The organism is Pseudomonas sp. IT-P253 (genome assembly GCF_949768125.1).
Classification (GTDB): domain Bacteria; phylum Pseudomonadota; class Gammaproteobacteria; order Pseudomonadales; family Pseudomonadaceae; genus Aquipseudomonas.
Map to the genome: position 1 here is coordinate 86378 of NZ_CATKPT010000003.1, position 25174 is coordinate 111551.

A 25174-nucleotide genomic window follows, 5' to 3' on the forward strand; every position below is an offset into this window, starting at 1 on the left:
CGTCCTTAAACCGGCATCTGCATGATGTCTTGGTAGGCTTGAACCAGTTTGTTACGCACTTGGGTCAACGCCTGGAAGGACACGCTGGCCTTCTGCGAGGAAATCATCACGTCCGTCAGGTCGACGCCGCTCTTGCCGATCTCGAAGGCACTGGCCAACTGATTGGACGCCTGTTGAGTGTCGTTCACTTTATTGACGGCCTGACCGAGCATGTCGGAAAAGCTGCTGCCACCCAGTTCAGGGACTGCGGCAGTCGATTTCGACGCAGACATGGCATCCATTTGCATGGAGCGCATATCCAGCATCAACCGATTAAATTCAATACCTTGGCTCATGGTCTACTCTCATTGGCGACCCGCAATTTTTTGACACTCACTCGGCGGGCAGTGAGGTGTTAGCAACAAGGGTGCCAGCTCCATGGCCACTCTAAACAAAAGCCCGCCCCAGGCTCTCATTCGAATCTTTCAGGCTGTAATGCAATCTGTAGCAGCTGGCGAAGCCTGCGTTCGGCTGCGCAGCAGTCGTGAAATCGTCAACGCGGTGTTTCAGAAAGACCAGATGCTCAGGTTTTACGACTGCTACGCAGCCGAACGCAGGCTTCGCCAGCTGCTACAAAAATCAGATCAGGTGGCGAACAAATAGGCTTCCACGTCCATTCCGGCGTCACGCATTTGCGCCAGCTTGTAGCGCAGCGTGCGCGGACTGATACCCAAACGCTCGGCAGCTTCTTTGCGACGGCCGCGCTCGGAGCGCAAGGTGTCGATGATCATCTGGAACTCACGACGACGCAGGTCATCGCCCAACGCCCCCGCCGACTCGGACTCAACCTCCGCGGTTCGTACCGGCAATGCCGGCAATGGTGCACAAGCGACCGGCCCGGCCAGGCAAAAATCCTGAGGCTGGATCAAACCACCCTGCTGCAGAATCAGCGCGCGCTGAATGGCGTTGTCCAGCTCGCGTACATTGCCCGGCCATGGATAAGCGATCAGGCACGCCCGAGCCTCAGGCGACAGCCTCGCCACAGCATGCTTCATTTTATTGACGTGTTTGGCCAGCAGTCGCTCGGCCAGCGGCAGGATGTCCGCGGTACGCTCGCGCAATGGACGCCAGGCCAAAGGAAAGACTGACAGGCGATAGTAAAGATCTTCGCGAAAACGCCCCGCCGCCACTTCTCCGGCCAGATCACGGTTGGTGGTCGCGACGACTCGAATATCCAGTGCAATCGGCTTGCGGGCACCCACCCGCTCGACTTCGCGCTCTTGCAGTACACGCAGCAACTTGGCCTGGAGACCCAGGGGCATTTCGGAAATTTCGTCGAGCAGTATGGTCCCGCCGTCAGCCTGTTCGAACTTGCCGGCCTGTGCCGAGATGGCGCCGGTGAACGAACCCTTTTCATGACCGAACAGCGTCGCTTCAAGCATGTTGTCAGGAATGGCGGCGCAGTTGATCGCAATGAATGGCTGACTGGCGCGATGGGAGTGCTGATGGATGTAGCGCGCCAGCACTTCCTTACCGGTCCCGGACTCGCCGGAGATCAATACCGTGGAATCACTGCGCGCGACACGCGCGGCCAGCTCCAGCAATTGCGCACTGGCCGGCTCGAACGCCACCGGTCCCTCGCTCTCGGTCGCACCGATACTGCCCAGCGCATGCCGCGCCACCAGATCGAGCAACGCCTTGGGCTCAAATGGCTTGACCAGATAATCCGCCGCCCCCTGACGCATCGCATCGACTGCCCGCTCTACAGCGCCGTGAGCCGTCATTAGCAACACGGGCAATTGAGGTTGGCGAGCGCGCAGCAATCCGAGCAACTGATGGCCGTCCATGCCCGGCATGTTGACGTCGCTGACCACCAGATTAAAGGCCTCGACACCCACCGCCGCCAGCGCCTCTTCTGCCGAACCGACCGCCTTGTAATCGAGCCCGGCGAGCAACAGCGTATCCGCCAGCGCTTCCCGGAGTGCGCGATCATCCTCGACCAGTAGAACCTTGATCCCCATGCCCTTCACTCCGCTCCCCGAGCACTGCGCTTCTCATCGGAAAAAAGCGGCAGAATCACCTGCGCGCAAGTGCCACGACCCAGCCGCGACCGCAGGTGCAATTCTCCCTGATGGGCGCGAGCCACTGCCTTGACCACGGTCAAGCCGAGGCCGGTTCCGGTGGTTTTGGTGGTGAAAAACGGCTCACCCAAACGGGCCAGCACCTTGGCGTCGATGCCGCTGCCGCTGTCGCTGATACACAGACGCAGGTTGTTGCCTCGGGTATAGAGGTGGACCTTCAAACGAACATCGCCGGGACTGGCCTGGATAGCGTTCTCGATCAGATTCAGGATCGCCCCGACCAGCGTGTCACGATTGCACAGCAGCTCGCCGGAATGACTGTCGCACTGCCAGCGGATCGGCAAATCCTGTACATGCGTCAGTGCCGCCGCTTGCAGCGCCTGCATCAACAGCTTCGGAGTGACGCGATCGGTCAGCGGCAATTCGCCGCGCGCGAACACCAGCATGTCGCGAACCTGATGCTCCAGCTCATGCAGGCGCTCTTTAAGGCGTCCGGCAAATCGTTGCTGAGTGGCGACAGGCAGCTCTTGCTCAGTCAAATGACTGGCGTAAAGCAAAGCAGCGGACAACGGTGTACGAATCTGATGGGCCAGCGACGCAACCATCCGACCCAGGGACGACAGACGTTCGTGGCGGGCCAGTTGATCCTGCAGGTGTCGGGTTTCAGTCAGGTCGTTGAGCAGCACCAGCTGACCGGGCTCGGCATCCAGCGAGCGAGTGGCAATCGACAAGCGACGACCATCCTTGAGGGAGACTTCATGACCATCGTCTTCACGCGGCGCAAAGCAACGCGCAATGATCTGGCGCCACAACTCGCCTTCGAGGGGCAGGCCGAGCAATTCACAGGCGGCGGGGTTGGCTTCGCGCACGATGCCCTGGGCATCGATAACAATGACACCGCCGGGCAACAGATCCAGAAGGTTTTGCAGGCGGTTGGCCAGGCGTTCTTTTTCCGCCAGTTCCTGCATGCGTTGAGCACTGACAACCGCCAACTCACCCTTGAGCTCGGTGACACGGGCTTCGAGCATGCTGTAGGAGTCAGTCAACTGGCTCGACATCTGGCTGAACAGTGCGAATGCCTGCTCAAGGCCAAGCCGGCTTGCCTGCTCTACGGACGACGGTTGCCCCGAAACGTCAGGGACAGGAGACCTCTGGGCGGCTTGGGGCATTGTGCTCTCTCGCTAGGCTGACCGTCAGTTAAACGGAACGTTGCGAGGGATGTAGCAATACCCGTGCCTAAAAAGGCTCTTCATGGATTACCGGGAAAGATGCTCTTAATCCTCATGAAAAAGAACTCGCTATCCCGGTAACGGTGGCATGACGACGCCTGCAAAACGGCGATCAAGGGCTGGCGATCCGGGTGCAATCACCCCAGCCCTCCACTGGCGTCGATGCCCGAAATTGGAACGCTTCCTGCTTGGCCTCTTTTGGATAGCAAGGAGCAACATTTCATTGACGGTTGTGTGCAGGGACATTTTCACGTGCTGTTGTTCAATGTGCTGCACCACGCCGAAGTCGATTTCGATACAGCGCCGGTCCTCCGACAAACACGCGCTGAAAGGTTATATCCAGGGCTTCCTGAAAGCGCTTCGCCCTACAGACGACTGGCTCCTCACCAGTGGCTTCAATTGGGGGGTGATACCGCTCAACCCGTAGCGAGTCGCAACGTGCAGGCTGAAATACCCGTCTGCCTCGAGACGGCGCTGGCAAGTACCGGCTGCCAGGTCGAGCACATCGCGCGGGAGCTGGACCCGCAGACCCTGCAAATCGAGCTGATCGATGGGGCCGACGCCCTCGCTAAAGCGGACACCTGCAATCGCCTCGGCCGTGAAGGCGGCCTCAGCGAGCTCTACCTTCGCCCCCTATTCAAATTGGTGTGAACATGACAAATACCCCCTCAGCCCAAGGTGCTTACCTGGCGTCCGAAACCCAGCCCATCAACGCACACAGCAGCCCAGACCCGTTCGTGGAGGAGTGCGAAGTGCTGGTCGTGCAGCAGCCACCTCTCGAAGACGGCGAGCCGCCAGTCGGCGTGGTCATCCATGCGTATTACCCCAATGTGCTGCGAGACATTTTGGTCCGTTTGATTAAGCTGCCTGAACGCCTGCATCTCTACGTAACCTGCGTGGCCGGCCGTGACGATACGGTACATGCTCAGCTGGCGGCCAGCGGGCTGAGTTATTCGCTGTACCGGGTGCCCAACCACGGGAGGGATGTTTTACCATTCCTGCGGGTACTGCCGTTTTTACGTGCCGATAACATCCACACGCTGGTCAAGCTGCACACCAAGCGCTCGTGGCACCTGGGCGTGGAGAACTCCTGGGGCCGTGAACTTTTCGATGACCTGCTAAGCCCTGTACGCTTTCGCCGAGCGGTAGAATACCTTGCCGACCCGGTGCACCTTCCACTGCTTGGTACCGAGAAATACTTGCTGCCGGTCACCAAAAACCTTGATGAAAGCAACCGCACGTACCTGGTCACCCTGGCCGAGCGTGCCGGCATTGACCCACAAGGAATCGACGAGGCGGAATTTATTGCCGGCACCATGTTCTTTGTGCGCACCGAAGCGTTGGCCCCCTTGGAACGGATGCACCTGACGGGCAAAGATTTCGAAACTGAACGCGGCCAGCTCGAAGGCACCCTGGCACACGCCTTGGAACGCTTTTTCGGCGTGCTAGCGAATGTCGGCCGACAGCAGCGCAATATCGACCTGTATCGGCGCTGGCTGGACACCCGGCAACTGGCTGCCGCCGAGTTTGAAGGTTTGCCGGCGCGACTTGCGAGCTGGCCGCGGCAACCGGACGTATTGTTGGTGTTGACTGATACCACCGGTGACATTGCGCTGTTGCGTTCCAGCCTGGAAAGCATCGACCGTCAGCTTTATGGGGCGGCGGCCATCGTGGTGCTGTCCAATGCCGAACCGGTAGGGGTGACGCCAGCCGACAATCTGGTCTGGCTACCGCTGGCTGAATCCTGGCCGAGCCAGCTCAATGAGCTGCTGCAGGGCATCCAGGTCGACTGGTGCTACCTGCTGCGGGGCGGCGACCAACTCGATCCCCACGCGCTGCTATTGCTCGCCGAAGGCATCGCCCTGAACCCCGGCATCAGCGCTTGCTACAGCGATGAAGACTCGCTGTCCGCAATCGGCTGCCAAGACCCGGTATTCAAACCGGACCTGAACCTGGATCTGTTGCGCAGTTATCCGTATGTCGGCCGAGCCCTGGCCTTCAGTCGCGAGGCCGTGCTGGCTGCCAATGGATTCGATCCCGCCTTCACCGAACTGGCGCCCCATGACCTGCTCTATCGGCTGGTTGAAACTCATGGGCTGGGCACCGTCGGGCACCTCGCTGATGTGCTGGTGCACCAGGCAATCAACTTCGCCCAATGGCTCGGCGAACCCCAAGTCATCGCGCACTCCGCGGCCATAGTCGAGGCGCACTTGCAGCGCCTGGGCGTGGCTCATGAACTGTGCGCAGGACCTTTGCCAATGGCCAACCGCGTGGTTTACCAACACGCCGGGCAGCCGTTGGTGTCCATCCTTATTCCCACCAAGGACTGCCTGCCGATGCTGCTCCGTTGCATCGAAAGCATAATGGAGAAAACCCGCTATACGAATTACGAACTGATCATCATCGACAACAACAGTGAAACAGCCGAAGCCCGGGATTGGTTCAGCGGTATGGAGCGCTTGAACAACGCCAAGGTGCGCATCCTGCGTTACGCTCACCCTTTCAACTATTCGGCGATTAACAATTTTGCCGCCAGCCAGGCCCGTGGCGAATACCTGGTGCTGCTCAACAATGACACCGCGGTCATTGATGGGGACTGGCTTGGCGCACTGCTTCATCACGCCCAGCGGCCGGAAGTAGGGATAGTCGGCGCCAAATTATTATTCCTCGACGGGACTATTCAGCATGCAGGCGTGGTACTCGGCTTGCTCGGCGTCGCAGACCACCCATTCGTCGGCGACCCAATGCAGTCCAACGGCTACCTTCACCGTTTGCAGGTTGATCAGAACTACAGCGCGGTGACCGCCGCCTGCCTGATGATCCGCACTGAGCTGTACCGTCAAGTGGGCGGAATGGACGAGGCCGGCCTGGCAGTTTCGTTTAACGACGTAGATCTGTGCCTGAAAGTCGGCCAGGCCGGGCGACTGATTGTCTGGACGCCTTATGCGGTGCTCATTCACGAAGCCAACGTGAGCCAGAACAAGGTCGACACGACCAAGCTGGAAGCCAAGCGCGAACGCTTCAAGCGCGAACAATCGGTGATGTACCAGCGTTGGCTGCCGCTGCTCGCCAACGACCCGGCCTACAACCGCAACCTGACCCTGGAAGGCAGCGGCTTCGCCTCCGAATGCCGCAACGAGGTCAGCTGGCAACCGTTCGCCAGTCGCGCGCTGCCTTACGCGCTGTGCTACCCCGGCGACGCTTCCGGCTGCGGACATTATCGGGTGCGCCAGCCCTTCGCCGCCATGAAAGCCGCGCAGCTGGTCGAGGGCGCGGTGAGCGACTGGGCGCTTCAACCGGTAGAATTGGAGCGACTAGCGCCGGACACAATTATTTTCCAGCGGCAATACACGACGCCTCAGCTGGAATTCATGCAGAACACCAAGGCATTCTCCAAGGCCTTCAAGGTTTACGAGCTGGATGACTACATTCTCGAGGTGGCCCCCGGCTCAAGCCGCGAACTGCCGCCCAAAGACATCGCCAAGCGCTTGAAGAAAGCCGTGGGTCTGTGCGACCGGCTGGTGGTATCGACGCAGCCGCTGGCCAATGCACTGAAAGGTTTGAACGCCGACATTCGCGTGGTAGAGAACCGCCTGCCAAGCCAGTGGTGGAGCGGCCTGAACAGCCATCGCCAACAAGGCCGCAAGCCCCGGGTCGGCTGGGCAGGCGGCTCGGGCCATGGCGCAGACTTGCAAGTCATTGCCGAAGTGGTTCGTGCACTGGCAGAGGAAGTGGAATGGGTGTTTATGGGCATGTGCCCGCCGGCACTGCGTCCCTATGTCCACGAGTTCCATAGCGGCGTGAATATCGAGAAATACCCGGCACGCCTGGCCAGCTTAAACCTGGACCTGGCTTTGGCACCTCTGAAAGACAATATTTTCAATGCCTGCAAAAGCAATTTAAGGCTATTGGAATACGGCGCCTGTGGCTTCCCGGTGATCTGCTCGGACATCCTCTGTTATCGCGGTGACTTCCCGGTGACCAGGGTCAGGAACAAGCCGAAAGACTGGATTGCCGCTATTCGCGAACATCTCGCTGAACCCCACGCCAACGCCGGGGCCGGAGATGCCCTGCGCAGCGTGGTACTCGATAACTGGATGCTAAGGGACGAACACCTGTTGGCATGGCGAAACGCCTGGCTGGCGGATTGAATAAGAGGCCAGCGTTCCGCGCTGGCCCTAGCTCTTCGAAAAAAGGCCTGGTTGAACAAGGCTTCTGGCAGCCGCCACAGGAAGGGAAATCGGGTGGCGTGGAGGAGTCAGTTCGATCTGTAGGTCGTCGCCATCAGGCCTGATCGTAACGACAGAAAAGCCCTCCCAAAAAGGAAGGAAAGTATCAATATCGCGCACAAAAACGCCGATTTGTTAGATGTGTTTGCTCGCGCGAACATCATCAATCAAATCGGCGTTGTTGTTTCTGTGCTTCCCGGGATTGCGTGAATAATCTAAAAAACCGCCCTTAAATGAATGGCTTGTAAAACGGGCGTCAATCATCCGCCTGTTCATCACCCTCGCGACGACTCATGCCGTACTTGCGCATCTTTTCCACCAGGGTGGTGCGACGAATGCGCAGCCGCTCTGCCGCTCGCGCCACGATGCCATTGGCATCATCCAGCGCTTGCTGAATCAGGCCTTGCTCCAGACCGCCGAGGTAGTCCTTCAGGTCCAGGCCTTCGGGCGGCAGCAGGGCACCCGCCGTAAAGTCCGGCGTGTGACCATTGATGGCTACCCGTTCTTCAAGATCGCTGCGCAGGCTGTCGACCAGTTGCTCGTCTTCGTCATCGACATAACGGAATTTCTTTGGCAACTCGACTACACCGATCACCCCATAGGGATGCATGATCGCCATGCGCTCCACCAGGTTGGCGAGTTCGCGGACGTTGCCTGGCCAGCCATGGCGGCACAGCGACATGATCGCTGCGGAATTGAAACGGATCGAACCGCGCTTTTCGTGCTCCATGCGCGAGATCAACTCATTCATCAGCAACGGGATGTCTTCGACACGCTCGCGCAATGGCGCCATTTCGATAGGGAACACGTTCAGGCGGTAGTACAAGTCTTCGCGGAAGGTGCCGATCTCGATCATGCTTTCAAGATTCTTGTGGGTCGCCGCGATGATCCGCACATCGACGCTCTGGGTCTTGTTGCTCCCCACGCGCTCGAAGGTGCGCTCCTGCAACACGCGCAGCAACTTGACCTGCATCGGCAGCGGCATGTCGCCGATTTCGTCGAGGAACAGGGTACCGCCATTGGCCAGCTCGAAACGTCCGGCACGGCTGGTGATAGCCCCGGTGAAGGCTCCCTTCTCGTGGCCGAACAATTCGCTTTCCAGCAACTCGGCCGGGATCGCCCCGCAGTTGACCGGTACGAACGGCGCGTCGCGTCGCTTGGAGTGATAGTGCAGGTTACGCGCAACCACTTCCTTGCCGGTCCCGGACTCACCAAGGATCAGCACACTGGCATCGGTGTCGGCGACTTGCTGCATCATCTGGCGGACGTGTTGAATCGCCCGGCTGGTGCCGACAAGACTGCGGAAAAGATTGGGTTCACGGTGACGACCGCGCTCGCGGGCCTGATCGTACATCTCGCGATAGACCTGGGCACGGTGCAGGGAGTCGAGCAATTTGCTGTAGCTGGGTGGCATTTCGAGGGTCGAAAGCACTCGGCGACGCTGGTCTTCCGGGAGGTCAACGGACGAATTATCGCCCATTAACAAAATCGGAAGGAACTCATCCCAGGTTGCGAGTGTCTTTAACAAGCCCGGAAGTGCACCAGGAGCATTGACCGTCCCGATAAGGACACAGATCACTTCACGACTTGACGACAAAGACCCGACAGCCTGCTGCCAGTCATGACTACCGCAGGGTAAATTTTCTTCACCGAGAAAATTTAAAATCACCGCCAAGTCGCGGCGGCGGACGCTATCGTCATCAATCAGCAGAATTTTGGTTTCACGCCACATGCAATAGCAACTTCCCTAGTCAACTCAATGCCCAAATGCTGGGGCAAGCTAGACGCTTGCAGACACGTTACGCCTGTAGACGCCTGAATTCTGGAAACAGCCACTAGTTAAGTCAAAAAAACGTGCACAGTCAAATTTATGGCGCACTATGTTTGGATTAACAGAGGGTTAACCAAACAGATGGTAAACCTTTGCGGCGTTCTGTGCTTGGTGGATCTGAGACATCTCGTCAACAATCGCCTGCCTCTCCCCCATTGCCACTTCGAGAAGTTCCTTGTAAACCCCCAGCAACTCCTCCAGATTGGCGCGCAACGCCACCTCGTCCAGCGAAGGCTCACTCAATACATCTTCCATGCAGGAACGGCAATCAAGGTCCAATTGACCGATAGCTTGCCAGTTGCGCTCGGCCAATGCCCCGACCAGGGCTTCACGGGTATGTTCGATACGCTGCAGTACAAGACTCATGGTGATCTCCTTAAAACTGCGGACCCGGTGCAGCAATGGCATCCCAGCCTTCCTTCACCGTGCGAAGCAAACCTGCGACTTCGTCGAGAATCCTGGGATCACTCTGAATATTGGCCTCAGCCAGACGTTTCATCATGTAGGAGTAGAGTTTGTCCAACTCCCCCACACTCTCAGCTGCGTTTTCCAGGTCCAGGCCTTCACGCAAGCCACCGACAATACCGATAGCCTTGCTGATCGACACGCCCTTGCCGGGAATATCGTTGCGCTCCAGAGCGCCTTTGGCCTGAGCGATACGGTCCAGGCCACCCTCCATCAACATTTGCACCAGCCGGTGCGGGCTTGCTTCGGAAGTCTGGGCTTGCGCCCCCACCTTCTGATATTGCCGAAGGGCTAACATCGGATTCATGCTCTACCTCATAACAACGCAATGACTCATTAACAACTGTATCGCTCGCGAGTCAAAAAACTTTAAATTAAAAGACAAAAACCCGGCACGCCTGAAAGCGTAGCCGGGTTTTGGGTGTCAACTCACAATCAGCCTGACTTCTGCGCGTTCAACGTTGTGAAGAACGACGTAATGTTAGAGGCTGTGGCCTTCATTTGTCCGACCAACAAGTCCATGGCGTTGTACTTGGCGGTCAGCGAAGCGGTCAGGTTGCTGACGCGTAAATCCAGTGCCGACTGCTGATTGGTCAAGTCTCGCTGTGTGTTGCTCAGCGTGGAAGTGCGCTGATCCAGAATACCGCCGGTCTGGGAGTAAGGCGCGATCGCGGCGCTCATGCGCGATATCAGACCCGTGCTGCCGCTGAAGAGCGACTGCACCTGACCACTCATCCCGCCCGCCATCGCCGCGGCAAACTTGGTGCTGTCGATGCTCAGGGTGCCCGCTTTCTGGTCCGTCTGGATCCCCAGCTGCGCCAGCACGGCCAACTGACCATTACCACCCGAACCGGAAGGGACATTGACCAGTTCGTTGCGCACCGCCGAAATCAGGTTGCGGGGCAACGAGTCACCGGTCATCGCTTTGGAAACGGTCGGCTTGCCATCAGCATCCAGACTCGGCGTCGTATAGGCGGTCAGGGTAGTGATCACTTTGTTGTAAGCATCAACAAAGGCCTGAAGACTCGATTGCAAGCCGGTGGTGTTGGTACCGACCGTGACAACCGAAGACGCCCCACCTCCTGCAAGCAGATTCATGCTGATGCCGCCAACAGGACTGACCGTATTGCTCTTGCTGGTCACCGCCAGACCATCGACGGAGAAGGATGCATCGGCAGCCAAGGCACTGATATAGCCGGCACCCGTCGCAGTACCGTCCATCTTCGTGGTGCCATCGACCGCCAGCCCGGCAATACCACTCAGGGAAATATCCGAGCCTGCACCCGTCACGGTCGAACCCACCACCAGCCGCGAGCCATTGGCATCGGTGACGATGTTGGCAGTAATACCCTTGCCTTGCAGCGTGCTGTTGATGGCGTCACGCGTCGACTGCAAGGTCGCACCGGACGGAATATTGACGGCGTAATTAATGCCATTTTGACTGACTGTCAGGGTACCAGTCGGAATGGCACTGCTAGCACCGCCGGCAAATGCCGCGCTGGCAATTTTCGAACTGCTGGCCAAATTGTTGACTACAACGTTATAGCTACCGTTAACCGCTGTGTTATCGGAAGTTACGGTCAGCGTCGCTGGTGTGCCGGAAGTGGCAGCAAAACCCGAAAAAGCCGGGGCGTCAGCTTTATTGAGACCATCCATGGCTGTCTGGAAAGCCGCCAGGACCGACTTCAATGCACCCGTGGCGGAAATTTTTGCAGTCGTGATCGAAGTCTGCTTGGTGATCTGGCTCTGCTGTGCCGCTTTATCAGAGTTGACCAATGCCGTGACGATCGAACCGATGTCGAGGCCGGACCCCAGACCCGAACCCGGTAAAATTGGACTTGCCATGTGCATCTCCCTATCAGTGTGTCGCCGGTCTTTTGACCACTATCGGCGGCCAAGAGTCCTACAGACACGTTTCATGCCAGTGTCAGGCTTTGGCGTCGAACAATACGTTACTGGCTGTGTGCAAGCTGTCTGCCAGCTTGAGGGCCTCTTCCGAAGGAATCTGCCGCACCACTTCACCAGACTCGCTGGCAATCACTTTGACGACCACCTTGCCGGACGCCTCATCAATCGAAAACTCCAGGTTACGCTTGATCGATTGAACGAACGTCTCGATATCCTGCACTGCTTTCTTCAGCTTTTCAGAGTCAGAATCATTACTTCCAGTGACAGCCTTGACGCCCTCGACGCGAGGCGTTTCGGCCGGTTTGTCGGCAGCATTGCTGGCTGGCATCACCGCCGGGTAAGACAGATTCAGCTTCACGCTCATGTCCATGACCATCACCTTAAAAAGTAAAAAGCGGGAGAGCACGCAAGCGCACCCCCCCGCCAAAACTCATTCCGAATTACTGAAGCAGCTTCAGTACAGCGGAAGGCAGCTGGTTAGCCTGGGCCAGAACAGCGGTGGAAGCTTGTTGCAGAGTTTGCTGTTTGGTCAGGTTAGCGGTTTCTGCGGCGAAGTCGGTGTCTTGTACACGACCTTGAGCGGCAGTCACGTTTTGAGTGATGTTCTGCAAGTTGGAGATGGTGCTGGTCAGACGGTTTTGCGAAGCACCGAGGTTGGCACGAGTTGCACCAATGGAAGCGATTGCAGCGTCGATCGCGGTGATCGCGTTGTCAATGTTGGTTGCAGCGGAACCAGCACCCGAAACAGCGGTAGTACCGGTCAGAACAACAGTACCGCTACCAACCGACAGGCTGACGGCGTCAAACTTGGAGCTCAGAACCAGGTCGATGTGGTTGGCAGTACCCGTGTTGGAACCCACTTGCAGGGTCATGGTGCCAGCCGAACCGTCCAGCAGGTTTTTGCCGTTCAGGTTGGTCGAAGCCGAGATACGGGTCAATTCGTCCGACATCTGGGCGAATTCGGCGTTGGTTGCGGTCTGGTCAGCAGTGCCGTTGGTGCCGTTACGGGCTTGAACAGCCAGTTCACGCATACGCTGCAGAATGTTGGTAGATTCCTGCAGAGCGCCTTCAGCGGTCTGCGCCATGGAAATACCATCGTTGGCGTTTTTCACTGCAACGTTCTGGCCACGGATCTGGCTGCTCATACGAGTAGCGATCTGCAGGCCGGCGGCGTCGTCTTTAGCGCTGTTGATTTTCAGGCCGGAAGACAGGCGAGTCATCGAAGTCGACAGAGCATCAGCTGCGTTGTTCAGGTTCTTCTGAACGGCCAGCGATGTGACGTTAGTGTTTACTGTTAAAGCCATGACGAAATCCTCGTTGGTTGGGTACTGCGGCTTCCGGCCCTGGCAACCGCCGGGTGTGGCCTAGAGAACCTTCGTAGTAGTTATCGTCGCGATCGCAGGTTGCTTGAGGGCTTTTTAAAAAAATATTGCCATCACACTGCCACCCCCCTGGAAAACAAGGGCTTAGCCGCCCCTCACCACCCGAAAAATGACGCCATAAAACCGTCCGACACCCAAACATCCCAACCAGAGCCGTCGCCCGGCTGTTAAACCTGAACGCTTTCCAGCAAATCCACCAATTCGTACTCCATGAAATCAGCAAGCCCCAGCCAATCCTGGCGCTCCTGACAGGCCAGCATTTGCATGAGCACCTGCGCCCAGCTCAGCTGCACGTCTTGAGGCGCCGTGAGTAACAGTCGCTGCGCCTCGTCGAACAGGTCAACCATGGTTAACGCCGCCTCGACATCCCGGCCCAGGCGAAACAACCCGGCGCACTGCCGGCATTCGTTGATGCATTGTGAAAGCGCACTCACCGCACGAACTCCCGATTGAACTGGGTGCCGGCAATCATTGCGCCCGACCGACTGCTGTTAAAGAAACGCACCTTGGGGTGTCCGGCGATATATCGCTCCAGCTCACACAAGTAGCTGCGGAAATTCAGCTGCGTCCTGACCCGCTCACCATGCCCGTCGTGCACCCAGTGCCGAGCAAGATTCACCCCTGGCCCCAGATCGCCATCGCCCCAGCTGGCATGGGTCTTGTTCATCGGGAAGGCAAAGTCGGCGCCAAACAAGGTAATGCACTCGGCGCCCATCTTTACGGCCAGGTCCACGGCCGGATGAATCACGCTACCGCCCACGTACAGTTCCGCCCTGGCGTGCTGGCGACGTAACGTAGCGTAGATCGGGCTGGCCGAGTAACCGCCATAGCGCTTGCCCTTCCACGCTTTCAACACCTCAGGGTCGCTCATAGGCAGGTAGACCAGCGGAATGCCATCGGAGTCCTCGAAGGGCAAGTGCCGGAAGCTGATGCGCTGGTCAATGCTCACCACCAGGTCAGGCCTGATCCCATGTTCCCGCAACGGTCGATAGGCGGTGTCGACACAAATGAACAAAGGCCGTTGCGCCTGTTCGCGTATCGCCGCCAGCTGCTCAAAATGACTTTCAAGGCTTGGCCCGGTGGCGATCACATAGATTTCCTGGCCGGCGCAGGTACCGAACAACTGTGCGACATCGTCGTCGGCCAGCAGGACCTCGAGGCTGTCCTGCAAGCGCTGGAGAATCACCGGAGACTGCGGATCGAATTCACGATTGTTGAAACTCAGATGCACTTCGCTGACGAGCCGATCGCGAATCTTCGCGTTGAAGTCGTCCGCCAGCACCATCTCGGAGGGCAGCGCAAAAAACGGTGTATGGATATCCGTTTGATCACCGGCATACAACAGCTCTACGCGCGGATCCTCGAGCCATCGTCGCTGATCGAGCAACTTCAGCACCAAGGCAAACACAGCGCCGTTGAGGATATGCACATACAGCCGCTCAAGCTCGTCGCGCTCCAGCAGGACCGTCGGCAAATCGCCCAGACCGGTGCCATAAACATGCAACTGCGCCTTGCCGGTCGGCAGGCTGGCCGCCTGCACACGGGCTTCGTGGACGCGATCATGGCGACTGGTGAGTTGAATGCCGCCGATGCTTAGCGTCACCCCTCCTTCGGACAACTCGGCCTGGATCGCCGTACTGTCTTCCAGCGTCAATCTCGCGTACAGCGTCGGCCAGCGCTGTTCCAGCACCCGAGCATTGTCGTCAAAGCTTTCCCTCATGCGTCCCGCTCTTCCCACAGGCAAAAAAAAATAGCGCTTAAGGTTATACCTTGAACGCTATTTTTGTATTGGGCATTTTGATTTTTCAGAACCGCGAAACAAGCCTGCCGACGGCTCTTACGGACGATAGATAATCGCCGAGCCCCACGACAGCCCTACACCAAAACCGCTCAGCGCAACGCGCTTCCAGTCCGAATTCAGGACGTGCTTCTCGAGTAGCAACGGAATGCTCGACGACACGGTGTTTCCGGTCTCGACCATGTCCTTGATGAACTTTTCCGGCTCGCCTTCGAAACGACGGGCCACCGCGTCGACAATCGCCGCACTGCCCTGGTGAATGCAGAAGGCATCAATATCGTCAGCCGTCAGCTGCGCTTCAGCGAGCAGTTCATGCAAATGCGCCGGGACTTTGAGCAGCGCGAAGTTGAAGACCTGGCGACCGTTCATATAAAACACGCCATCGGTGACCTTCAAATGCGGCGCGCCGGAACCGTCGGTGCCGAACTTGGCTTTGCCCAACTGCCATGGCGCCGCCTCGCCCATCCACGTTGCGGTGGCGGCATCGCCAAACAGCATGGTGGTGTTGCGGTCTTCAGGGTCAACAATCTTGGAGTACGGATCGGCGGTCACCAGCAGGCCATTCTTCAGGCCTGTGGCTTCCATGAAGCCCTTGATCGCGTAGATGCCGTAGACGTAGCCCGAGCAGCCCAGGGAAATATCGAACGCTGCCACAGTGGTCGGCAGGCCCAGCTTGTCCTGAACGATGGCGGCGGTGTGTGGCAGGCCTTCTTCGTCACCGTTCTGGGTAACGACGATCAGCACGTCGATCGCTTCACGTTTCAAATCGGGATTGTTGGCGAACAGCGCGTTGACTGCTTCGACACACAGGTCCGAAGTTTCCTGCCCGGCATCTTTACGCGGCAGGAAGGCCGAACCGATTTTGCCCAGGATGAACTCTTCATCCTTTTCGAATTTTGCACCTTGTGCGTAATTGTCCACGCCGGCTACAGGAACGTAGCTCGCAATGCTTTTTATGCCAATCATTACGACTTCCCAATAATAAACAGCCCAAAACCACCGCTCGCAAGGAATTGAGGGGCGCCGACAAACAGAGAAAAACGTCACCTCGAAGAGGCGACAGCAAGAAGAATAAAAGGCTATCACTGGCCAAAAACACAGACCAGGCGCCACCTTCCCGATTTATACAATACAGTGAAGATGCGCGTTCTGACTCGCAGGTCACTCTATTTTGCCGAATCCGAGTGATTAGGCTTTATTCGACCAATGACCAATCCAGTGGTGTCCCGCGCTTGATAGCGTGGCGCGCGCGGCGCCCCAGAAGGGTTTGCGCGTGTTTGGGAGCCAGTCCCAACCCAGGACGAATGGCGCGTAAATTGGCGGCGGTGAAGGGCTCTCCGGCCATCATGTCCTCAGTGACGTAGAGCGAACGGCGGTACACCAGCGATTTTCGCTCGGCCTCGGTTACACCGTAATGCACTTGCCCCATGGCCTGCCAGGCGCGTTGGGTTTCAATCACCAGGCTGGCGAGCTCAGCCGGTTCGAGCGAAAAACTGGCGTCCACCCCCCCGGCGGCACGGTCGAGGGTGAAGTGTTTTTCCACCACCGTCGCCCCCAGCGCAACCGCCGCCACCGACACGCCGACGCCCATGGAGTGGTCGGACAGGCCCACTTCACAACCAAACAAGTCGCGCAGATGAGGAATCGTCCGCACGTTGCTGTTGGCTGGCGTCGCCGGGTAGGTGCTGGTGCACTTGAGTAACACCAAATCCTGGCAACCGGCCTCGCGGGCGGCACGTACGGTTTCGTCGAGTTCCGCGATGCTGGCCATGCCCGTGGAAATGATCAACGGTTTACCGGTCGCGGCAACCCGCCGAATCAGCGGCAGGTCGGTGTTCTCGAAACTGGCGATCTTGTACGCCGGCACGTCGAGGCTTTCCAGGAAGTCCACGGCCGAGTCATCGAACGGCGTGGAGAACGCCAGCATGCCCAGTTCCCTGGCACGGGCGAATATCGGTGCATGCCATTCCCAGGGTGTATGCGCCTTCTCGTATAACGCGTACAGCGAAGAACCCGCCCACAGGCTGTTCGGGTCCTTGATGAAGAACTCGCCTTCGGACAGGTCCAGCGTCATGGTGTCGGCGGTGTAGGTTTGCAGCTTCAAGGCATGCGCGCCGGCCCTGGCCGCGGCTTCGACGATCTGCAGCGCCACTTCCAGCGACTGGTTATGGTTGCCACTCATCTCGGCAATGATGAACGGCGGCGCATCGGCACCGATATAGCGGTGGCCAATCTTGAAACTAGTCATGGTGGTGGTCCTTCAATAGGCGCGTGAAGGCGCAAACACTCTGGGTGAAACCGGCTTCGTGAAACACCTTCAGCGATGCCTGATTCGCCGGCAAAACCTGCGCGGTAATGCTTTGCAGTTGCGGCCAATGCCGGGGCACGAACGTTTCGCCTCGCGCCAGCAACGCCCTGCCCCAGCCCAGGCCGAATCGCCCTTCGAACAGGTAAATCGAGACTTCAGCTTCGAAGCCGCGCAAGTCATAACGCAGCACCCCGACCGGGCCGTCATCGGCTTCGGCGATCAACAGCAAGCGCTTATCATTGCTCAAACTGGCAGTCAGCCAGTTTTGATGCTGCTGCCATCCAATCACGCCGGTTTCCAGTGACCAGCGCCGCACCGTCTCGGCATTGCGTCCTTCGTATAACAACTGTGCATCGTCTGATGTCGCCGGCCGGACCTGCAACACCGCACCGGCCAGTGCTGCCGCAACGCGCTGCGCTCCCCGCCCGTCGACCAGTTGCCGTGAGCGCTCGGCCAGGCTCTGGCGTAACCCCTGATTGCCGGCGACAAAACCGATGGCCTGACGTAACTGCTCGACGCTGACCTGCTCGCGGGTGCCCAGATACACATGAGCTCCCGACGTTGCCATCACCTCGCCGTTGGCTTGCTGATTATTGGAAACCGCAATACAGATCGTCGGCAGCCCCATAGCCGCCCTCTCCCAACTGGTCCCGCCGCCGGCACCGACAAACAGGTCGGCTTCGGTCATCAGTCGGTAGAAATCGTCGACAAACCGGTGCAAGCGCCAGTTCGGATGATTCGCCGCCAGCGCCAGCATTTCCTCCCACGCCGGGTTGTCGGCCCCTGCGACAAAATCGACTTCAATCTGATGAAAATCCGCCAGCGCCAGCATCGCGTGGTGAGTCTGCCTCGCGGCATCGAAACCGCCGAAGTTCACCAGCACCCGCTTCGCCCGGGGCTTGATTTCAATCGCCGGGCAGCAAAACTCATCCCGCAACAAGGCGAAGCGTGGGCCGAGCAAGGTCCGACAAGCGGGTGCAAGCAGTCCGGCATAAGCCTCAGGCGAGCCCGACAGATTCTGGTTCAGCAGCAAATCGACGCTGTAGATGCGCGTCGCCAGATCATCCACCGCCGCAATCCGGGGCGCCCAACGACGGGCGGCCGTCTGCCAGTGATGATCGAGGCCGTAGTGGTCGACGACGATCCAGTCGAAGGCCGGCTGGTGTTCCAGCGCTTGCCCCAGCGCGGCAATGTCCGCCTGCCACGGCAACATGGCTTCGATAGCTTGCTGCGGGTCTTCGTCGGGATAGCGATCCGGCAACGCAAAGGTTTCGAAACCTTCGGCGGCGAGGTTGTCGAGTCGATGGCCCGGCAACTGGCGGCAGGCAAATGCCACGTGGCCGCCCTTCTGGCGTAACACCCTGGCCAGAGTCAGGCAACGGGCAATGTGACCGCTGCCAATGGTTGGCGAGGCATCGGCACGGATCAGTACTCTCATTGCAGCTCCCCACCCGCCTTCAGCGCCGCGTAAAGGTACTCGGCGCGCTTCCAGTCTTCGAGGGTATCGATGTCCTGCACCAGATAGCGCGGCAGGATCACCGGCAGGCTTTGCGGTGAATACAATACCTCGCCCTGCCGCCAGGCACTGCTGCGGCCCCAATAGAACTGCCCGGCGTCCTGAAAAGCCGGCGGCAGGTCCTGGGAGCGGGTTTGACTAAATTGCGGGTACAGCGCGGTCAACGCCCCCTGGCTATCAACGGTCAGGGCTCGCTGTACCGGAAAGCCGAAATCACAGACCGAGAAGGCGAAGGACTTGTCCGGATGCCGCTCCAGCAGGTTTAAACCCTGCTGCAAAAATCGCGCTTGCAGCAATGGCGCCGTGGCATAGATGCAACAGGCGAAATCAACATCCTGGCCCTGTCGAGACAGTTCCTCCAAGGCATGCACAATCACCGCCGCCGTGCCGGTGAAATCATCAGCCAATGCCGCGGGGCGCATAAACGGCACCTGCGCACCGCAGGCCCGGGCCAGCTCGGCGATTTCTTCATCATCGGTGCTGACCACCACCTGGGCGAACAGCCCCGAATCGAGGGCAGTTTGAATCGAACGGGCAATCATCGGTACGCCGTCGAACGGCTTGAGGTTCTTGCGCGGTATACGTTTACTGCCACCGCGAGCAGGGATGATTGCGACGTTGTTCAAGGGCGTTTTTCCAACAGGAACCAAGTGATGTCGTCTACCGGGAACTGCGGGTCGCGGTGATAACCAAAACCGTAATCCAGCAGTTGCAGATCGTCGTAACGATCAAGCATTTCACCGGCAAAATCGCGTTTGAACAACTTGCCTTTGTTACCGCGATAGGACACTTCGACCGGTGCGGGATTGTAGTACTCGGCGATCAGGATATAACGCTGGCTCAACGCGTACAGCTGGTCATAGGCTGCGGCCAGCAGTTCTGGCGCCAGATGAATCAGCACGCCTTTGCTCAGGGTCAGGTCAAAGCTGCGCTCGCGGGGGAAATCGAACAACGAACCGTGCCAGATCTGCGCAATGTCCAGCGCCTGGGCCTGGGCACAGGCGCTGGCATTGATCTCCACGCCGAACAGTTCGCACCGGGGCAACAGCTGATGCAACGCCTGCAAATTGTTGCCGGCGTTGGTGCCCAGCTCAACCAGGCTTTCAATCCGCCCTGCTCGGGTCAGCGCCTTGGCAAACAACGCCAGGTTGGCCGCCACCAGAGGCTGCCCGACGTTGCGGTCGACGTACTGATTACCAAAGTCGCCCTGCCAGAATCTTTCCTGCTCACTTAATGCACGCATCGTACTTTCTCATTTAAAGCACAGAACCTGTGGGAGCGGCGGAGCAGCGATCCGACGTGGACTGAACCTGACCTGCTGGCAGTATTTATTCGGTCAGCCGGCGCAGTTGCTCGACCACGAAATCCTGTTGTTCATCGCTGAGCAATGGATACAGCGGCAGGCTGATGGCTTCGGCGTAGTAACGTTCAGCTTCCGGGAAATCGCCTTCAGCGAACCCCAGGTCACGATAGTAAGGCTGCAAATGCACCGGAATGTAGTGCAGATTCACACCGACCCCGGCATCCCGCAACCCTTCGAATACCTGTCGATGACCAAGACCGATACGATCGAGTTGCAAGCGCACCACATACAGATGCCACGCCGACTCGGCTTCAGGCTGAGGGCTGGGCAAGGTCAGCGGCAAGTACGCCAGCAAGCGATCATAACGTGCTGCCAGTTCACGACGGCGTTCGATGAAGTCATCCAGTTTGTTCAGTTGCGACAGCCCGAGGGCGGCTTGCAAATCGGTGATCCGGTAATTGAAACCCAGTTCCACTTGCTGGTAGTACCAGGGGCCATGGCTGGCCTCGGTCATCTGCTGCGGATCGCGAGTCATGCCGTGGTTGCGCAAGCGTTGCAGGCGCTCGGCGAGGTCCTGGCGATTGGTCAGGACCATCCCCCCCTCGGCGCTGGTGATGATTTTCACCGGGTGAAAACTGAACACCGTCATCGCCGCGAAATCACCACAGCCCACCGGTCGCCCGGCATAGGACGCGCCAACTGCGTGGGAGGCGTCTTCAATCACCGTGAAGCCATAACGCTCGGCCAGCCCGGCGATCATCCGCATGTCGCAGCTCTGCCCGGAGAACGCCACCGCCACCAGCACTTTGGGCAGCGTGCCGTTGCCCTCCGCGACTTCCAGCCTCGCTTTCAGGGCGTAGGCATCGAGGTTCCAGGTCAGCGGGTCGATGTCGACGAAATCCACCTCAGCGCCGCAATAACGAGCGCAATTGGCCGACGCCAGAAAGGTATTGGGCGTGGTCCACAAACGATCACCCGGCCCGAGCCCGGCCGCCAGGCAAGCGATGTGCAAAGCAGCCGTGGCGTTACACACCGCCACCGCATAATCGGCCTGGCAACGGTCGGCCATGGCCTGTTCGAATCGCTCGATGGTCGGCCCTTGAGTCAGCCAGTCGGACTGCAATACCGCGACCACCGCGTCGATGTCGGCCTGATCGAGGCTCTGCCGACCGTAGGGAATCATGCCGACAGCTCCGCGTGCAGATCGGCGATCTGCCCGACCGACAGGAACTGCGGGTTGGTATCGGAACGGTACTCGAAGTCTTCGCTCACCGGTTGGCCCTGCTCGCCCAATTTGTCCACGGCAAAATCCACGTCGACGCTGGTGAAGCGGATCGATGGCTGGATCGTATAGTGATCGTCGAACTCCAGGGTCATGCGCGCATCGTCCAGCGGCACCATCAGCTCATGGAGTTTTTCCCCCGGACGAATCCCTACGTGTTTGTGCGGCAGGTGCCCGGCCATGCCCCGCGCCAGATCGACAATGCGAATCGACGGGATTTTCGGCACGAAGACTTCACCACCGTGCATCCGGGCAAAGCTGTCGAGCACGAACTGCACGCCGTGATCGAGGGTAATCCAGAAGCGCGTCATGCGTTCGTCGGTGATCGGCAGTTCGGTTGCGCCTTCGTTGATCAGCTTGCTGAAGAACGGCACCACCGAGCCCCGCGAGCCGGCCACATTGCCGTAGCGCACCACAGCAAACCGGGTTGGCTGTTCGCCGGCAATGTTATTGGCGGCCACGAACAGTTTGTCCGACAGCAACTTGGTCGCGCCATACAGATTGATCGGGCTGGCCGCCTTGTCGGTAGACAGCGCAACAACTTGTCTGACGCCATTGTCGATGGCCGCTGCGATGATGTTTTCCGCGCCGTTGACGTTGGTCCGGATGCATTCGGTGGGATTGTACTCTGCAGCCGGCACTTGTTTCAGGGCGGCGGCATGTACCACGTAATCAATGCCGCGCATGGCCTGACGCAAGCGCTCGGCATCGCGCACATCACCAAGGAAGTAGCGCATGCACGGTGCGTTGAACGTCTGTTGCATCTCGTACTGCTTGAGCTCGTCGCGGGAGAACACCACCACTCGCTTGGGCTGGTATTGCTCCAGCAAGCGACGGATGAAGTTGCGCCCGAAGGAACCGGTGCCACCGGAGATGAAAATCGATTTACCGTTGAACATGCCTTGAGTCCTTTTGCCTGTCAGCCAGGTTTATGCGATCAACTGCGCCCAGCTCACCGGGGCGCTTTCACCCAGGGCAAACCCCTTGCCGGTCAGCGCCAGATTGGCGTTGTAGGCCTGGTCCTGCGCGAAGGCAGCGGACCATTTTTCACGCAGGGCGTCGAGCACCTCTGGCGCCTGCGACACCACGCCCGGATGAATGACCTGAACCAGCGGCGTCCACACCGTGAGGTAACCCGCCTGACCGGCCTTGAGGCACAGATCGACGTCACTCAAGCCGTGGGCAAATGTCTCTTCATCCAGACCTCCAAGGGCATCAAACAGTTCTTTGCGCACCATCAGGCACACCTGCGACACCGCCGAGTAATTCTGCTCCAGAACCAAGCGTTGCAAGTAGCTGTTGCTGGCGTCATACCGATCGCCGATAAAGGCCGAACCGACGCCGCCACGCATCCCCAGGATCAACCCGGCTTGCGTCACCTTACCTTCGCGATCGACGAGCTTGGCGCCGACGATGCCCACTTCAGGACGCTGGGCATGGTTGAGCAGCGACTCGATCCAGTTCGGATTGACCACTTCACCGTCCGCGGCCAGCAGCACCAGGTATTCGCCCTGCACTTCCTGACTGGCGGCGTTGAACAACGCCACACTGCTCAATGTCCGGTCGGCATACAGCACACGGACCTTGGTGTACTGCAACGTGCCCAGCCAATCATTGACCTCCGCCGACTGAGTCGGATTTGCCGCGATCAGCACTTCGTAGCGGGTATAGCGGGTACGCAGCAACACGCCTTGCAGGCATTGTTTCAGCAGGGCCAGGTCATCCCCGGCCGGAATGATGATCGAGACCAGCGGACGCTCGGTATGACGGTAATCGACCTGATAGGTGCCAGGGATCGCCGAGGTGATTTTGGCCTTGTAGCCACGGTTGCCCAGATGACGCAGCAACGCGAGGCGTTCGTGGTTATTCTCTTCCAGCACCGGTGCCTGGGTGATCAGCAATGGCTCATCCAGATGGGCCAGACCGCTCAGGCCACCCACCTCGATGATGCGCAGCAGCAAATCGAACTCCAGGGCCTTGCTGAAATCGGGCTGGTAACCACCGGCTTCAATGAACACATCGCGACGGATCAACCAGTGCCGCGCCATCAAGGCTGGCAGGCTTTGCAGCAGGTCGAAGTTGAAACCCGGACGGAACACATCCACCAGTGCGCCGTTATCAGTACGCTGGATTTCATCGGTGGCCACGGCGCGGCAGTCGGCGGCGGACAACAGCTCCAGACTGGCACGCAACAGACCGCTCGCGGTGAACTCATCACCGGCCTCGGCCAGCATCAGCCAGTCACATGGCGACTGACTGGCGCTCTGGTTCAGCTTGTCGACAAAGTTGCCTGGCGTAACCCGGACAAAGTGCAGCGTGTTTTGTGCTGTGGTCGCCGCCGGCGCTTCGCCGGTGGTAAAAACCACCACTTTGAATGCCTTGCTGTGGCCTTCCAGCAGGCTGTCGAGCGTGACCTGCAATTTGTCGACGTTGTTATCCAGGTCCAGCAAAAGGATGCCGAACCGCGGACCTCCGTCATTAGCTGCCAAATGCCGGTCAATCGCCTCGGCCTGTTCGACGTCCGGCGATCTTGATCCCAGCCACTTGAGCAGGCGTCCCGAGCGCATTTTGTCGAAGGTCGGGTGATGATCCTCGACCGACAGCGCATCAAGGCGCGCGATCCAGTCCCGCATCGACTGCGCCTCTTCGTCTTCACCCAGCAGTTCCAGTTGCGCCACCAGGCGCTTGACCACCGTGCGGTTGAACGCGTTGGCGTCGTAGGCCTGCCACAAACGGTCGACCACACTTTCCGGCGTGTCGTTGTTGCGCGGGCTCAGCAAGTGTTCCTGGCGAGTCCACACACCTTCCAGCTCTTCGAGCTGAAGACGACCGGCCGGCAGCGTGTGAAGCAGGAATTCGAACTGAGTCAACTGATCGAAAAAGGCCTGATTGTAGAAAGGCATCTCAACATATTGCTGCGGCCCGAAGCGACGCTTGGGCGCCTTCAGAGCATTATTCCAGGTGGACCCGAAAATCAACTCTGCGGTCAGCGCGCGGCCGGTTTGCAGGCTGTCGATCATGGCGTCAAAACTTTCCATGACGAACGCTTTGCCCTGCACCGGATCGAGTCCCTTGATCCCGGTTGGCAACGAGGCCAGGAACTCAGCAAAGGCGTCACGCTCGGCCACCGATTTGGCATCGGTGTAGGTCAGCGAGTGATACACCTCGGTGTTGTGCTCGGAATTGCCGTAGTTGATCTCACGCACCACATAAGCGGTCGGCAGAATCCGCGCCTTGGCGCACGCCAGCATGTAGAACACGTGACCGATTTCCTGCCATTGAAAACTGGTGCCCGGCGGCAACAGCGAATACCAGGATTTCATCAGCGAGGTACGGGTCACGGCGTAAAATGGTGGCAGGTACTGGCGCATGTACTCGACCACCCGATCCTGAGGTCGCTCGGACAAATAGTCCTCGCACACCTTCTTGTCGCGGCGGTAGTAGCTCACGCTGCCCGCGAGAGTCAGGTACATCAGGCAATAGCCGTGGCACATGCCGTAGTCGCGGTTTTCTTCCAGGAAGCCCACTGACTCTGATAACGCGTCGTGCACGATAAAATCATCGTCGGCCGCCAGCACCATGTACGGGGTGGTCACTTGTTCCACACCATAGGCGATTTTGGCCTGGAAGCCACTGTAGGCAAACTGCGGCACATGCCGATACTCGACGTCAGGCAGTTCGCCCTGGAAATGCTCGGTGGCGGAATCGAGCACCAGTACTTTGCAAGGCAGGGCACCGTAATACTTCATCGCCCTGCGCAAAAAAGCCGGACGGTTGTGGGAAATCAACACCACCGTCAGCAATTCATTGAGTGGCAACGTGTGCTCAGAAACAGACTTACCTTGCATAACCTCTCCCCACAA

The 25174-nt window shown here is 58.7% G+C and carries 22 protein-coding genes; 3 read left to right on the top strand and 19 right to left on the bottom strand.

The window, feature by feature from the left end:
• Positions 1–5: 5 nt before the first annotated feature.
• Complete coding sequence (fliE, locus tag ACM6IR_RS01770) at positions 6–335, bottom strand: flagellar hook-basal body complex protein FliE (protein ID WP_140670752.1); 330 nt, start codon at positions 333–335, stop codon at positions 6–8.
• A gap of 82 nt (positions 336–417) precedes the next feature.
• Here fliE and ACM6IR_RS01775 point away from each other — a divergent pair, with 82 nt between their 5' ends.
• A complete protein-coding gene (locus ACM6IR_RS01775; RefSeq protein ID WP_414906102.1) occupies positions 418–642 on the top strand; it encodes a hypothetical protein in 225 nt (74 codons plus the stop codon).
• Here ACM6IR_RS01775 and ACM6IR_RS01780 read toward each other — a convergent pair.
• Positions 624–2000, bottom strand: coding sequence for a sigma-54-dependent transcriptional regulator (locus ACM6IR_RS01780; protein WP_414906103.1), 1377 nt, complete (start codon positions 1998–2000; stop codon positions 624–626). The genes ACM6IR_RS01775 and ACM6IR_RS01780 overlap by 19 nt on opposite strands.
• Positions 2001–2005: 5 nt before the next feature.
• Positions 2006–3229, bottom strand: a complete 1224-nt coding sequence (locus tag ACM6IR_RS01785) for a sensor histidine kinase (RefSeq protein ID WP_414906104.1) — start codon at positions 3227–3229, stop codon at positions 2006–2008.
• 222 nt (positions 3230–3451) lie between these two features.
• Here ACM6IR_RS01785 and ACM6IR_RS01790 point away from each other — a divergent pair, with 222 nt between their 5' ends.
• Together ACM6IR_RS01790 and ACM6IR_RS01795 are read left to right on the top strand one after the other, a co-directional pair.
• Positions 3452–3940: a hypothetical protein gene (locus ACM6IR_RS01790; RefSeq protein ID WP_414906105.1), complete on the top strand. Its 489-nt coding sequence runs from the start codon at positions 3452–3454 to the stop codon at positions 3938–3940.
• A gap of 2 nt (positions 3941–3942) precedes the next feature.
• On the top strand, positions 3943–7440 hold the full coding sequence (locus ACM6IR_RS01795; RefSeq protein ID WP_414906106.1) for a rhamnan synthesis F family protein: 3498 nt from the start codon (positions 3943–3945) through the stop codon (positions 7438–7440).
• Positions 7441–7774: 334 nt separating this feature from the next.
• Here the strand turns inward: ACM6IR_RS01795 and ACM6IR_RS01800 are convergent, their stop codons facing one another.
• The 16 genes from ACM6IR_RS01800 to ACM6IR_RS01875 form a co-directional block, all read right to left on the bottom strand.
• On the bottom strand, positions 7775–9250 hold the full coding sequence (locus ACM6IR_RS01800) for a sigma-54 dependent transcriptional regulator (RefSeq protein WP_414906107.1): 1476 nt from the start codon (positions 9248–9250) through the stop codon (positions 7775–7777).
• Positions 9251–9418: 168 nt separating this feature from the next.
• Entirely contained in the window at positions 9419–9715 is a 297-nt protein-coding gene (locus ACM6IR_RS01805) for a flagellar protein FliT (RefSeq protein ID WP_414906108.1), read from the bottom strand.
• Between the two features lie 10 nt (positions 9716–9725).
• Positions 9726–10121, bottom strand: a complete 396-nt coding sequence (fliS, locus tag ACM6IR_RS01810; RefSeq protein ID WP_414906109.1) for a flagellar export chaperone FliS — start codon at positions 10119–10121, stop codon at positions 9726–9728.
• Positions 10122–10249: 128 nt separating this feature from the next.
• A complete protein-coding gene (fliD, locus tag ACM6IR_RS01815) occupies positions 10250–11659 on the bottom strand; it encodes a flagellar filament capping protein FliD (protein ID WP_414906110.1) in 1410 nt (469 codons plus the stop codon).
• Positions 11660–11741: 82 nt separating this feature from the next.
• Positions 11742–12092 carry a flagellar protein FlaG gene (locus tag ACM6IR_RS01820; protein WP_414906111.1) on the bottom strand — a complete coding sequence of 117 codons (351 nt, stop codon included), beginning with the start codon at positions 12090–12092 and terminating at the stop codon, positions 11742–11744.
• Between the two features lie 70 nt (positions 12093–12162).
• Positions 12163–13026 carry a flagellin domain-containing protein gene (locus ACM6IR_RS01825; RefSeq protein ID WP_414906112.1) on the bottom strand — a complete coding sequence of 288 codons (864 nt, stop codon included), beginning with the start codon at positions 13024–13026 and terminating at the stop codon, positions 12163–12165.
• Positions 13027–13271: 245 nt separating this feature from the next.
• Positions 13272–13538, bottom strand: coding sequence for a hypothetical protein (locus tag ACM6IR_RS01830; protein ID WP_414906113.1), 267 nt, complete (start codon positions 13536–13538; stop codon positions 13272–13274).
• Entirely contained in the window at positions 13535–14824 is a 1290-nt protein-coding gene (locus tag ACM6IR_RS01835; protein WP_414906114.1) for a motility associated factor glycosyltransferase family protein, read from the bottom strand. The genes ACM6IR_RS01830 and ACM6IR_RS01835 overlap by 4 nt, the downstream gene beginning before the upstream one ends.
• Before the next feature lie 117 nt (positions 14825–14941).
• On the bottom strand, positions 14942–15868 hold the full coding sequence (locus tag ACM6IR_RS01840) for a ketoacyl-ACP synthase III (RefSeq protein WP_414906115.1): 927 nt from the start codon (positions 15866–15868) through the stop codon (positions 14942–14944).
• Positions 15869–16097: 229 nt separating this feature from the next.
• Positions 16098–17150 carry a pseudaminic acid synthase gene (gene pseI, locus ACM6IR_RS01845; RefSeq protein ID WP_414906116.1) on the bottom strand — a complete coding sequence of 351 codons (1053 nt, stop codon included), beginning with the start codon at positions 17148–17150 and terminating at the stop codon, positions 16098–16100.
• Complete coding sequence (pseG, locus tag ACM6IR_RS01850) at positions 17143–18648, bottom strand: UDP-2,4-diacetamido-2,4,6-trideoxy-beta-L-altropyranose hydrolase (protein WP_414906117.1); 1506 nt, start codon at positions 18646–18648, stop codon at positions 17143–17145. Before pseG ends, pseI begins: the two co-directional genes overlap by 8 nt.
• Positions 18645–19352, bottom strand: coding sequence for a pseudaminic acid cytidylyltransferase (gene pseF, locus ACM6IR_RS01855; RefSeq protein WP_414906118.1), 708 nt, complete (start codon positions 19350–19352; stop codon positions 18645–18647). The genes pseG and pseF overlap by 4 nt, the downstream gene beginning before the upstream one ends.
• Positions 19349–19969 (bottom strand): pseudaminic acid biosynthesis-associated methylase, encoded by a 621-nt coding sequence (locus ACM6IR_RS01860; protein ID WP_414906119.1) that lies wholly within the window; start codon positions 19967–19969, stop codon positions 19349–19351. Before ACM6IR_RS01860 ends, pseF begins: the two co-directional genes overlap by 4 nt.
• A gap of 85 nt (positions 19970–20054) precedes the next feature.
• The gene (gene pseC / locus ACM6IR_RS01865; protein WP_414906120.1) at positions 20055–21212 is read right to left on the bottom strand and encodes a UDP-4-amino-4,6-dideoxy-N-acetyl-beta-L-altrosamine transaminase; all 1158 of its coding nucleotides are present in this window, start codon (positions 21210–21212) and stop codon (positions 20055–20057) included.
• Positions 21209–22210, bottom strand: a complete 1002-nt coding sequence (gene pseB / locus ACM6IR_RS01870; protein ID WP_414906121.1) for a UDP-N-acetylglucosamine 4,6-dehydratase (inverting) — start codon at positions 22208–22210, stop codon at positions 21209–21211. Before pseB ends, pseC begins: the two co-directional genes overlap by 4 nt.
• A 30-nt stretch (positions 22211–22240) precedes the next feature.
• Positions 22241–25159, bottom strand: coding sequence for a glycosyltransferase family 2 protein (locus ACM6IR_RS01875; protein WP_414906122.1), 2919 nt, complete (start codon positions 25157–25159; stop codon positions 22241–22243).
• Positions 25160–25174: the final 15 nt, after the last annotated feature.